This window comes from Rahnella sp. CG8 (assembly GCF_023701875.1).
Taxonomy (GTDB): domain Bacteria; phylum Pseudomonadota; class Gammaproteobacteria; order Enterobacterales; family Enterobacteriaceae; genus Rahnella; species Rahnella aceris.
Genome location: NZ_JABAED010000024.1, coordinates 1 through 13,203, shown reverse-complemented (window position 1 = coordinate 13,203; position 13,203 = coordinate 1). Strand labels below are relative to the sequence as shown.

Annotated in this window: 6 protein-coding genes; 2 read left to right on the top strand and 4 right to left on the bottom strand. The window is 53.4% G+C overall.

Annotated features, from left to right (window positions below; all coding sequences use genetic code 11):
* Positions 1-10: 10 nt before the first annotated feature.
* The 4 genes from pdeR to malT all read right to left on the bottom strand — a co-directional run bounded on the left by pdeR (position 11) and on the right by malT (position 8,253).
* Positions 11-2,029 carry a cyclic di-GMP phosphodiesterase gene (gene pdeR / locus HGO41_RS19565; RefSeq protein ID WP_119261176.1) on the bottom strand — a complete coding sequence of 673 codons (2,019 nt, stop codon included), beginning with the start codon at positions 2,027-2,029 and terminating at the stop codon, positions 11-13.
* A 282-nt stretch (positions 2,030-2,311) separates the two neighbouring features.
* Positions 2,312-4,609 (bottom strand): beta-glucosidase BglX, encoded by a 2,298-nt coding sequence (bglX, locus tag HGO41_RS19560; RefSeq protein ID WP_112152060.1) that lies wholly within the window; start codon positions 4,607-4,609, stop codon positions 2,312-2,314.
* 380 nt (positions 4,610-4,989) lie between these two features.
* Positions 4,990-5,274 (bottom strand): YjcB family protein, encoded by a 285-nt coding sequence (locus HGO41_RS19555; RefSeq protein WP_013573866.1) that lies wholly within the window; start codon positions 5,272-5,274, stop codon positions 4,990-4,992.
* A gap of 252 nt (positions 5,275-5,526) precedes the next feature.
* Positions 5,527-8,253 (bottom strand): HTH-type transcriptional regulator MalT, encoded by a 2,727-nt coding sequence (gene malT / locus HGO41_RS19550; RefSeq protein WP_013573867.1) that lies wholly within the window; start codon positions 8,251-8,253, stop codon positions 5,527-5,529.
* Positions 8,254-8,575: 322 nt separating this feature from the next.
* Here malT and malP point away from each other — a divergent pair, with 322 nt between their 5' ends.
* A complete protein-coding gene (gene malP, locus HGO41_RS19545) occupies positions 8,576-10,978 on the top strand; it encodes a maltodextrin phosphorylase (protein WP_112197553.1) in 2,403 nt (800 codons plus the stop codon).
* A gap of 9 nt (positions 10,979-10,987) precedes the next feature.
* On the top strand, positions 10,988-13,078 hold the full coding sequence (malQ, locus tag HGO41_RS19540) for a 4-alpha-glucanotransferase (RefSeq protein WP_013573869.1): 2,091 nt from the start codon (positions 10,988-10,990) through the stop codon (positions 13,076-13,078).
* The last annotated feature ends 125 nt before the right edge of the window (positions 13,079-13,203 follow it).

Sequence of the window (13,203 nt, the reverse complement as noted above, 5' to 3'; positions counted from 1 at the left end):
GTCACTGGCGCTATTTCTGTTTTGCTTTATGTTTAAAAACATTGGGTGAAGCAATCATTTTTTCCTCAAGCCAGTGCTCCAGTTCATTTGCTGGCATTGGCTTGGCATATAAAAATCCCTGTTTGCTGTCCACACCGATTTCGTCAATCAGCTTCTCTTCTTCCGCCGTTTCCACACCTTCCGCCACCACCGTCAGTTGCAGCGTTTTGGCCACCGCCACAATCGCCCGTACCAGCGCCTGAGACACCGGATTATCATTGATTCCACGAATAAAGCTTTGATCCAGCTTGATGCAGTCGAGGGGGATTCTCGCCAGTTGTGACAGTGAAGAATAACCGGTGCCGAAATCATCCAGATGTACCTGTGCGCCCAGTTTATGCAACTGGTTAATCATGGTGATCGCTGCACCTTCGTCTTCCACCAGGCAACTTTCTGTCAGTTCGAAATCCAGCAGGCAGCCTTTCATGCCGGCATTTTTCATGGCATCCGACAACGTCGTGATGAATGAACTATTGTTAAGCTGTCGTCCGGAGAGGTTTACCGCCACCCGCAAATTCAGCCCTTTTTTCTGCCATTCCGTCGCCTGACGGGTGGCGGTTTCGATCACCCATTTACCGACTGGCGTGATGAGACCGGATTCTTCGGCATAGGGAATAAAGCTCTGAGGTTGGATCAGACCGCGTTCCGGAGAATTCCAGCGCAGCAGTGCCTCCACGCTTTGCACGGTACCGTAAAGCGATACTTTCGGCTGATAGTGTAAGACCAGCTGATCTTTCTCAGACAAGGCTTTGCGTAAATGTGTATCTAACCACATGTATTCAGAGGCTTTCTCATTCATCTCTGGTGAGAAAACACAGTGTACATTTTTGCCCTTTTCCTTGGCTGCATACATGGCAGTATCGGCGTTTTGCAACAGTATATCGCCGTCGGTACCGTGTTCCGGGCAAATCGCGATACCTGCTGAACAGCCGGTATACACTTCAATCAGCCCGATGCGGAATGGCAAACTGAGCCTGCGCAAAACGCGCTGACTCAGCGCTTCCAGCGCTTTTATTTCAGCATGCGTGCTGAGAATAATGAATTCATCCCCGCCGAGCCGCGCCAGTTTATCGTTGGGCGACAGGCAATCCTGAATGGCATCAGACACCGCGCGCAGCAGGTGATCACCAAACATATGTCCGTAGGCGTCGTTAACTTTTTTGAAGTTATCCAGATCCAGATAAATCAGCCCGACGTTGTTTTCACCACGCTCGATAAGTGCTCGGGCAAGGGACTCCTGCAAGGCATTACGGTTAGCGAAACCGGTGACCAGATCAGTATTTGCCAGCACGCGCAAACGCTCCTGCGCCTTGCGTTCGTCAGTGATGTCAGAGCCGGAGCAAATCAGATATTTTTGCTGTTTGCCGCTGCCGCTGTGGACGAATTTATTGCGAAACAGGAACAGGCGCTGGCCTTTGACGGTGTTGATCCAGCGTTCCACTTCATAAGATTGCTGATGCTGGAAAAAACCATTGATATTCTGACGTGAGGCCAGGCCTTCTTCCATCGACATAAAAAGGTCATAGGCGCTGCGTCCGATAACATCTTCTTCGCGCAGGCCGGTATATTCCTCGCTCAGACGGTTAAAACGATGGATTTTGCCTTCCTGATCGATAATCACGATCACGGAGTTGGCTTCAGAAACCACCTGCTCAGCAAAGGTCAGACCGACTTCAAGGTCATGGGCGACAGACTCAGTGTCCTGATAGGCGGATGCCGTACCGGCCCAGGCTTTACTGTCGATTTTTCGCCCGACAAGATACAAACGCGCAGGGGATCCGAATAGCGTGATATCCAGGGTAAAACTCGAGGTGATCCCGGTGAGTTGCCTTATTTTCCCTGCCTGCCACTGCGTCAGAGAGATAGCAATATTGACGACGCCTTTCTCTGCGGATAACTCCAGGGCATTGCTGTCTGAACCCAGTCGCCAATATGGGCGTGGTGTACCAAAGTGCAGGTACAGGAGGGAAGCATCTTGAGAGTCGACCATGAATGTTTCTCCGCAAAGAACGCTATACGCCGCCAGTGTGGCGACGGGCGACAGTCAGCACAGACGGAGCTTACTCTGTTCAGCACATTCGCCACGTTCCGTAAAAAAACGGACAGGGGCGGAATGGCGTAACACATTGAATTTAAGGTTAGCCACTGCCAGTTATATATCCAGTTACCGGACAGAAATTACTGCTCAGAACAGGCGGTCTCCGTTACCGGAATACCGCCTGAGAGAGAAGGTTTTTGATTCTCTTCCGGGCCTGATGTCAGGCCCGGAAAGTTATTTCAGCAGGAAACTGGTTTGTTTCACATCCTGAGAATCTAACCCCACGAATACATTGAACTTTCCAGGCTCTGAAGCCCATTTCAATTTATCGTTGTAGAAGCGTAAATCTTTTTCGGTGATCGTAAAGGTAACAACTTTCTCTTCGCCTGGCTGCAGGTTGATTTTCTCAAAATTCTTCAACTCTTTAACCGGACGACTGATCGATGCCGTGACATCCTGCAGGTACATCTGGACGATCGTCGCACCGCTGACTTTGCCGGTGTTTTTCACCGTCACGCTGGCGGTGAGCGGGTGTCCGGCATCCATCGTGGTGGATGACAAACTCACGTCAGACACACCGAAGCTGGTGTAGCTCAGGCCATAACCGAACGGGAACAGCGGGCCGTTGGTGATATCAAAATAACGGGTGGTGTATTTATCTGGATGCTGAGGATTAAACGGACGGCCGGTATTGAGCACGCTATTGTACAAAGGAATTTGCCCGACTGAGCGTGGGAAGGTCATCGGCAGTTTGCCTGATGGATTGTAGTCTCCAAACAGAACGTCGGCAATCGCATGTCCGCCTTCGGTGCCGCTGAACCAGGTTTCCAGCATGGCATCAGAAATTTCGTTTTCCCACGACAGGGTCAGCGGACGGCCATTCATTAACACGACAACCAGCGGTTTACCGGTGGCTTTCAATGCCTTGAGCAGGTCACGCTGGCTTTGCGGAATGTTAATTTCGGAACGGCTGGACGCTTCGTGCGCCATGCCTTGTGCTTCGCCGACTACGGCGACCACAACGTCAGCTTTTTCTGCTGTTTTCACCGCTTCGTCGATCATATCCTGCGGTTTGCGTGGATCGTTGATCACCTGTTTCTCGTAAGAGTTCAGGAAATCGACCAGAGCCTGATCGTTGGTGACGTTGGCACCGCGGGCATAGAGGATAGTGCCTTTATCACCGAGCACATCTTTCATCCCCTGCAACACAGTGACTGCCTGCGCTGCCTTACCGGCTGCCGACCAACTGCCCATCACATCACGCTTGCTGTCAGCCAGCGCGCCAACGACGGCAATCGTACCTTTTTTGTTTAACGGTAACGTTTGATTGTTATTTTTCAACAGCACCAGCGAGGTCCGTGCCACTTCGCGCGCCTCCTGGCGATGCAGACGGCTTTCGGCGTTGGTGTCAGCCGGATCGCTCGACTGCGGGCCTAAATGACGATATTCATCAACAAACAGCCCCATATCCCATTTCGCGGCCAGAACATCGCGAACGGCGCGGTCAATGTCTTTCTGGCTCACCATGCCGTCGGCAAGTAACCCTTTCAGGTACTTACCGTACATATTGTCAGCCATGTCCATATCGACACCGGCTTTCAGCGCCATCGCGGCCGCCTGACGATCGTCTTCGGCTACGCCATGTTTGACCAGCCCGCCAATGGCGCCGTGGTCGCTGACAGTCAGGCCCTTGAACTGCCAGTCATCGCGCAGAATATCTTTCAGCAGCCAGGTATTCGAGGTGGCAGGAATACCGTTAACGCTGTTCAGTGCCACCATCACACCGCCGGCACCCGCATCGACTGCCGCTTTATAAGGTGGCATGTAATCGTTGAACATGCGGGTCAGGCTCATGTCCACAGTGTTGTATTCGCGGCCGCCTTCGACAGCACCGTACAACGCATAGTGTTTGACGTTTGCCATGACGGCGTCAGGGGCAGACGGATCTTTGCCCTGATAACCGGTAACCATTTCATGCGCGAGGCGCGAGGTCAGATAGGTATCTTCGCCGAAACCTTCAGAAACACGGCCCCAGCGCGGATCACGGGTGATATCGACCATCGGTGAGAACGTCATGTTCAGGCCATCGGCTGCCGTTTCCTGGGCTGAAATACGTGCGCTGGTCGCCACCGCCTGCATATCCCAGCTCGCCGCCAGACCGAGGCTGATAGGGAAAATCGTGCGCTGCCCATGCACCACGTCATAGGCATAAAACGGAGGAATTTTCAGGCGGCTGTACTGCACCTGATCCTGCATACGGCGGATATCGGGCTTAGTTACCGTGTTAAACACGCCACCGACTTTACCGGCGCGGATGTCAGCCATGATGGCTTCTTTTTGGTACTCAGGCCCCACAGTGACCAGATTCAGCTGACCGATTTTTTCATCAAGGGTCATTTTTTTCATCAAATCGGCAATGAACGCGTTGCGCTCTTTCACCTGATCCTGAGGAATGCCCGTTGTTTCAACGGCGAGAGAAGAAGCAGAACTTACCAGTAACACTAACGCGCCAAGCATGTGATGCGTATTCATCGGAATTCCTTCAACCATAAGCAGGGGAGCCAAATCAGAGAAAATTCAGCAGCCTGAAGCAAACAAAGCAATGATCATTCTAAGAAAAGTATAGAGTGAGAATCTAATACGTCCCTTCAACTATTAGCAATGAATAGTTTAGACGCCAGCACAATATCTTTTTACCTTTCGGTACATCCCGCAATTTACAGGTAATCAGAATGATAGATACAAAAAGACATTCGATGCGTCACGCAAATTTTTATATTTAGGATTACATGACATCCGGCTGAACAAATAATCATCAGAAGTAACACGGGGGGAAAGCGCGGGATAACAAAAAGGGCAGAACATGCGGTTCTGCCCTTTAATAATCTGGAATATCCGCTAAGGAAATCGGATTAATAGTAGTAAGACATATCGGTCGGGGTTTTGCTCATGACATCAAAGAAAACGTCTTTGGTGTTTGCCCAGAATTGCGCGACGGCAACGGCGTTGTAGCTCATGCCCATCAGGCTCATGACAAAGAAACAGGTCACGGTGAGGCCGATACCACTGCAAACGAATGCCATGGTATTGCGGCTGGACTGGCGACAAACAATATTAAGCTGACTGGTGCAGAACATCAAAAAAGCGCTCAGCAATTCCCAGCGCATCATTAAAATCCCGGCAGTTAATGTACCCATCGATAAAATCCTTACTTACTACAGCCACTTGCACGAAGCCAAAATCAGCCGGAAGGCTGCTACGACGGGCGGGCAATGGGCTTTACAGAAGAAATGGTGAATTACAATTATGTGACGACGGTCACATTATATCACCGGATTTTATTTTTGAGTAAAAAATGTTCGCTAATAAAAAATAGGCATAACACATCAACTTATTTTGACGATGTGTTATGAAAAGTGGAGAAATCGTGATGTATTTTGAAGAGATAATTACGCGCCGTAACCCATCACTTGTAACAGGTGCTGAGCCTGCTGCACCGCTTCCTGCCGGTGCGCAACCCCCAGCTTCTGATACAGATTACGGATATGGGTTTTGATGGTCGTTGATGCAACGTCCAGCTCACCGGCAATCTGGTCATTACTGTAGCCGGAGTAAATCAGCCCCAGAACCTGCCACTCGCGCTGCGTCAGCGGACTGGTACGGATCAGTTCCGGCACTTGCGGATGGGTCAGCAGTTTGTTCACAAAGCCTTCGTCGAAATGCGCAAACTTGTGACGGTGATGCTGGTTAATTTCGCGCAAAATCTGCTGGGCGCGGCGCTGTTCCAGTTCCGGTAGCAGATTAAGCTGGATCAACTGGCGCAGTTGTTGCGCCATCATTTCCCCTTCGATGACGAAATGACTGACAAAACCGGTACGGTTCGCCAGCGCCAGCGCTTCGATCAATGCTTTTTGGGCGTCACTTTTGCGCCCGGTTTGCCAGTAAAGTAAGTTACTCAGCAGCAAATTGCGGTTCAGATCGCTGGTCAGGCGCAACTGCCGGGCATTCTGATTCAGTTCATCGAGCACCACTTCAGCTTCATCAAACTGTTCCAGCAAAATCTGTACGCGGGCAATATTTCGCCACTGGCCTTGCTGGAAATGGTTATCTGCCATGTCCGGTTTACGCGCCTGTTGCAGCCACTGGCGTGCAGCGTTTTTATCGCCAATCATCTGCCAGTAAATCACCCGCGGCTTATCGGTATTGGTCAGCCAGTCAATGTGATACTGACCGGTTTTCAGCAACGCTTCACAGCGCTGTAAATGGTGATGGGCGTTGTCGAGCTGACCGCGTGCCAGCGAACATTTCGCCAGCATTGCCAGGCATTGCAACTGCTGTTGTGGCTGGAAATTGCTCAGCACATTAAGCCCTTCACGCGCAGCTTCTTCTGCATCATCGAGCCGCGACCATGACCACAGCAGCTGGGAACGTAAACGCAATAAAAATTCGTGCATCGGCAACTGTTCAAGATGCTGTTCGCGCACCAGTTCAAAAGCGCGATCCTGCATCTCAAACGCGGCCTGCAAAAAACCCTGAGCAATCAGAATTTCACTCTGTTGCAGCAGCGCCCATAAGGCGTAGTGATAGGCTTCATAACGGCGGGCGATTTGCTCGGTCTGCTGCATCAGCGGCAGTGCGCGGGTGAGATCCCCTTTGCAGTGCTGGATTTCACCGGTCACGGACGTGGCCACAATGCGGCTGTAATAGCTTTCATAAGGCAGATAGCGCAGCGCCTCAGTGGCCAGTTTTTCCGCCTCATCCTGACGTCCGTCGTTGATAGCCACCTGTGCCCGCAGGGCATCAAACTCGGCCGCCAGTGCCTGTTCCATCACAATATTATGCTGTTTCATTTCGCTTTCAGCGCGGGCCAGCAACACCTCGACTTCAGCATAACGGTGCTGACTTTGTGCGAGCCATGCCTGCAACAACACCAGTTTAGGATTCTGAATCAGCCGGTCATAAGGCAGAGCGGCAAGACATTCTTCCAGCAACGCCAGCTCGCTTTGATTAAACAGGGCCCAGGCATGTTGCAGCAGAATATCGCGCAGCAGATTGGTGTCTTCGGCACCCAGCGCATGATGAATGGCTTCGGCCGGAAAACCTTGTGCCAGCCAGCCTTCGGCGGCAGCGCGATGAATGGCAGGCAGCTCAGATGCCAGTTCCCACTGACAACGCTGACGCAGGAATGTGGCAAACAGCGGGTGGAAGTTAAACCATTCGCCGCTGTCATCCATACGGTTGATGAATAATCCCTGACGTTCCAGTTCTTCCAGCCGTTGCTGACCATTTTCGCTGCCGGTCAGGCGCACAATCAGCGCATCGTTCATTGAGCGCAACAGCGAGCAGCGCAGGAGAAAATCACGCGTCGGGGCATCAACGCGATCCAGCACTTCATCCACCAGATATTCAGAAAGATGGCTGGCATTCAGCCCGGCCAGTTTGCGTGCGGACTGCTGCGTCGAATGCTGTGAAGGGTGAGAAGACTGCCGCGCCGATAACGCAATCAGTTGCAAGGCGGTGGCCCAGCCCGCGACTTCGTCGCACAGCCGGCTGCTGTCTGCCTGATCAATCGGGTCTTTCAGCCGGTTGTCGAAAAATTGCTGTGTTTCCGGATGCGTAAAGGCCAGATGCGAGGCGTTGAGTTCCAGCAGTTGATCCCGCACACGCATATTGGCGATGCCCAGCGGTGGCAGGGTGCGTGAAAGCACCACCAGTGACAGGTTTTCCGGCTGATGGCGCAGGAAAAAACGCATCCCTTCATGAATGGCGTCATTGGAAATCAGATGGTAATCGTCGATCACCAGCAGCAGCGGGCTGTGCCAGTCGGAAAGCTCCACAAAAAGCTGGGCAAACAGCGCAGGTAAACTGGCGTACTGATGCTTGAGACTCAGCGCTTCGCTTTTGATGCAATGCCCGCCGCAGGCCTGCTGTACAGCAGCAATCAGATAGCTGGCAAAGCGCTCCGGCTGATTGTCGCTTTCATCAAGAGAATACCAGCCCAGATCGCTTTTACCTGCAGCCCAGTGCGCCACCAGCGTCGTTTTCCCATAACCCGCCGGACTGGCGACCAGGGTCAGACGATAATTTGGCGCAGTCGAGAGCTTCGTCAGCAGACGTTCCCGAACCACTGTATTTTGCTGCCGCACCGGGCGGCTCAATTTTGAAGGGATCAGCATTTTTTTCGATTCTTTTGACAGAAGGACAGAGGGGACGTTATTTATTTCACAGCGTGTAATTAATCACTTTTTCTAAAGTCCTCCTTTGAAACATTGATTGCAAGAATGTTACGTTTTTACATGCCGTTAAGTTGCTCTGCATCACACTTCTTAATACAAATTTTCAGGCATCTGCCCTGAACCTCCGTCTCCTCCGGCTACGCCCCGTTTCTCCTCCCTGCCTAATCTTTTACGGGAGGATGCCGCTCACCGACATACGCGTCAGCATAGTGATAATCAACACCAGACTTTCCCTACAAATTTCCGGATAAAGAGGCATGTGATGCAGGTGACTTTAGATAAGACGCAGTTTTTAGCCGCGCTGAAACGCCAGTGGCAAGGGTTCGGTTTGCAGCAGGCACAGGATATGACACCGCACCAGTGGTGGCAGGCCACCAGTGCCGCATTATCTGAACAACTGAGCGCGCAACCGGCACCGGCGGCGGCGAAACAGCCGCAACGGCACGTTAACTATATTTCGATGGAATTCCTGATCGGGCGCCTGACCGCGAATAATCTGATCAATCTCGGCTGGTACGACACGGTCAGTCAGGCGCTGAAAGAGCAGGGTGTCGAGCTGGCCGACGTACTGGAGCAGGAAACCGATCCGGCGCTGGGCAATGGCGGATTAGGCCGTCTGGCTGCCTGTTTCCTCGATTCCATGGCGACCGTCGGGCAACCGGCGACCGGCTACGGTCTGAACTATCAGTACGGTCTTTTCCGCCAGTCGTTCAGCGAAGGCAAACAACAGGAAGCGCCGGATAACTGGCATCGCGAATGCTATCCGTGGTTCAGCCACAACAGCTCACTGTCCGTCGATGTGGCGTTTGGTGGCAAACTGACAAAAAACGAAAAGGGCGCTGAACAGTGGCATCCGGCGTTTACCCTGCGCGGTGAAGCCTGGGATCTGCCGGTGGTCGGGTACAAAAATGGCGTTACCCAGCCGCTGCGCCTGTGGCAGGCCACTGACGTGCATCCGTTCGATCTGACGCTGTTCAATGACGGTGAATTTCTTAAAGCCGAGCAAAAAGGCATTGATGCGGCAAAACTCACCAAAGTGCTGTATCCGAATGACAATCACGACGCTGGTAAACGCCTTCGCCTGATGCAGCAGTATTTCCAGTGCGCCTGCTCGGTGGCCGATATCCTGCGCCGCCATCACTTCCTTGGCCGTAAAATTGAGGATTTACCGAAATTTGAAGTCATTCAGCTCAATGACACGCACCCGACCATTGCCATTCCTGAACTGTTGCGTATTTTGCTCGACGAACACCAGCTTGAATGGGACGCCGCCTGGGCGATCACCCGCCAGACGTTCGCGTACACCAACCACACGCTGATGCCGGAAGCGCTGGAGTGCTGGGATGAAAAACTGGTGCGCAGCCTGCTGCCGCGCCATTTCTCGCTGATCAAAGCCATCAACGCCCGCTTCAAAAAAGTGGTCGAAAAACAGTGGCCGGGTGACAAAGCCGTCTGGGAAAAACTGTCTGTCCATCAGAACAAACAAGTACGGATGGCAAATCTGTGCGTGGTCAGTGGTTTTGCGGTGAACGGCGTGGCGGCGTTGCATTCCGAACTGGTGGTCAAAGACCTGTTCCCGGAATATCACCTGTTATGGCCGAATAAATTCCACAACGTGACCAACGGCATCACACCGCGCCGCTGGCTGAAACAGTGTAACCCGGCGCTGTCATCGCTGATTGATGACACCCTGAAAACCGAATGGGTGAATGACCTGGACGCGCTGAAAGGGCTGGAAAGTTCTGCGGATAATAAAAAATTCCGTCAGCGTTATCAGGCCATTAAGCGTGAGAACAAAATCAAACTGGCGCATTACGTGAAACAGGTGATGGGGCTGACCCTCAACCCTGATGCCATTTTCGACGTACAGATCAAACGTCTGCATGAATACAAACGCCAGCATCTGAATCTGCTGCACATTTTGTCGTTGTACCGTCAGTTGCGTGATAACCCGGAAATGGACCTGGTGCCGCGTGTGTTCCTGTTCGGCGCGAAAGCGGCACCGGGTTATTACCTGGCGAAAAACATCATCTATGCCATCAACAAAGTCGCGGAAAAAGTGAATAACGATCCGCTGGTGCGTGACCGCATCAAAGTGGTGTTTATTCCGGATTACCGCGTGTCCGTGGCTGAACTGATGATCCCGGCGGCTGATGTTTCCGAGCAAATTTCTACCGCTGGTAAAGAAGCTTCCGGCACCGGCAACATGAAACTGGCACTGAACGGCGCGCTGACCGTCGGCACACTCGACGGCGCGAACGTTGAGATTGCTGAAGAGGTCGGGGAAGACAATATCTTCATCTTTGGTAACACCGTCGATCAGGTCAAAGCCTTGCAGGCGAAGGGCTACGATCCGCTTAAAATTCGCAAGAAAGACAAGCACCTGGATAAGATCCTCAAAGAACTGGAAAACGGCTTCTTCAGCAATGGCGACAAACAGGCCTTCAGCCTGATGCTCGACAGTTTGCTGGGCGGCGGCGACCCGTATCTGGTGCTGGCTGACTTTGCCGATTACTGCGCGGCACAGCAAAAAGTCGACGCGTTGTATCGCGACCAGGACGAGTGGACCCGTAAAACTATCCTCAACACGGCCCGCGTAGGGATGTTCAGTTCCGACCGCTCGATCCGCGATTATCAGCAACGGATCTGGCAGGCGAAGCGATAAGGAGCCCGCATGGAGAACAAAGCACTGGAGCAGGCCGCCAGGGAGGCGGGGATTGCTTCTGGTTTTATTAATGCGCACGGCAAACAACAGGCAATCGCTTCCGAGACCAAGCGTGAACTGTTATCGGCGATGGGCTGGGTGGCGGGCAGCCGCCGCCCGGTTGCCACGCCGGTGCCGTCGGTCAAAGTGTTTGTCACCGGCAGCCGTCTGGCATTGCCGGTCGGCGGTGAAGGCGAATATGCCTGGACTCTGAAACTGGAAAGCGGCGTGACCCAAAAGGGGCGGATCAGCGGCAAAATGACGCTGGCACTCCCGGGTAAAATTCCTGCCGGTTATCACCAGCTGACGTTGACGCAGGACGCGCAACAGTGGGAGTGTCGGGTCATTGTCGCGCCGAAACGCTGTTACGAACCGGATGCGCTGCTGGCCGGTAAAAAACTGTGGGGCGCCTGCGTGCAGCTTTATACATTGCGCTCGGAAAATAACTGGGGCATCGGTGATTTTGGCGATCTCAATCTGATGCTGAAAAACGTCGCCGAACGCGGCGGCGCGTTTGTCGGGCTTAATCCGATCCACGCGCTGTATCCGGCGAATCCGGTGGCCGCCAGCCCTTACAGTCCGTCATCCCGCCGCTGGCTAAACGTGATTTATATCGACGTCGGCGCGGTAGATGATTTCCGGCAGAGCGATGCGGCGCAACAGTGGTGGCATCAGCCGCTGACGCAGCAACGTTTGCAGGCGGTGCGCGCCAATGACTGGGTGGATTACGCCAGCGTTATGCCGCTGAAATTAGAAGGATTACGGCTGGCTTACGCACATTTTCAGGGGCGTAAGGCGCAGGATCCGCAGGTGAAATCCCTGCGCAACTTCGTCAAACAGGGCGGTGAAAGCCTGTATCTGCAGGCTGCGTTTGATGCGCTTTACGAGCATCTGGCGAAAGAAAGTGATGTGGCACTTGGCTGGAACCGCTGGCCTGAAAAATATCATGATGCCCGTGGCCCGGCCGTGCGGGCGTTCTGCGAGCAACATGCTCAGGATGTGGAGTTTTATCTGTGGCTGCAATGGCTGGCGGAAACCCAGTTTACGCAGTGTTATCACACCAGCCAGCGGCACGAGATGCCGATGGGGCTTTACCGTGATCTGGCGGTCGGCGTGGTGGCAGGCGGATCCGAAACCTGGGGCGACGGCGAGCTGTATTGCCTGAAAGCTTCGGTGGGTGCACCGCCGGATATTCTCGGCCCGCTCGGTCAGAACTGGGATCTGCGCCCGATGGATCCGCATGTGATGGTGAGGCGCGGCTATCAGCCTTTTATCGATCTTCTGCGTTCCAACATGACCAGTTGCGGCGCGTTGCGCATCGATCATGTGATGGCGTTACTGCGCCTGTGGTGGATCCCGGCGGGTGAAACGGCGGATAAAGGTGCGTACGTGCAATATCCGGTGGATGATCTGCTGGCCATTTTAGCCCTGGAAAGCCAGCGTCACCGTTGCATGGTGATCGGCGAAGACCTGGGCACCGTACCGGTCGAGATCGTCAGCAAACTGCGCGAAAGCGGCGTGTATTCCTACAAAGTGCTGTATTTCGAGCGCGACGAGGAAAATAACTTCCGCGCGCCGCAGTCCTATCCGGTTCAGGCGATGGCCACGATTACTACGCACGACCTGCCGACGCTGCGCGGCTACTGGCAAAGCGACGATCTGGCGCTGGGAAAATCCCTCGGTTTGTACCGCGACGAGGCTGTTTTACAGGAGCTGTACGCCGACCGCGCCCGCGCACGTCAGGGGTTGCTTGATGGTCTGCATCATTACGGCTGCATCCCGAAGAAAACCGGGCATAAAGCCGCACTGATGGAAATGACGCCAATACTCAACCGTGGTCTGCAACGCTACGTCGCTGACAGTGCCTGTGCCTTGCTCGGCCTGCAACCGGAAGACTGGCTGGACATGGGCGCACCGGTTAACGTGCCCGGTACCAGCGATGAATATCCGAACTGGCGCCGTAAGCTCTCCCATACGCTCGAAGAGATGTTTGCCGACGAGCAGGTGAATAAGCTGATTAAAGACCTCGATAAACGCCGCCGGAAAGTATCGGTGAGCTGAAGCTGAAAGGAAGGAAGTGAAAAGGGGTTCTGCCTTAGGGCAGGACCCCTTAATAAGATGGTCACCCCCACCCTGTGAGCGGTACGCTGACAGGGTGTTTTTCTTTCTGAAGGGGATCATCATGC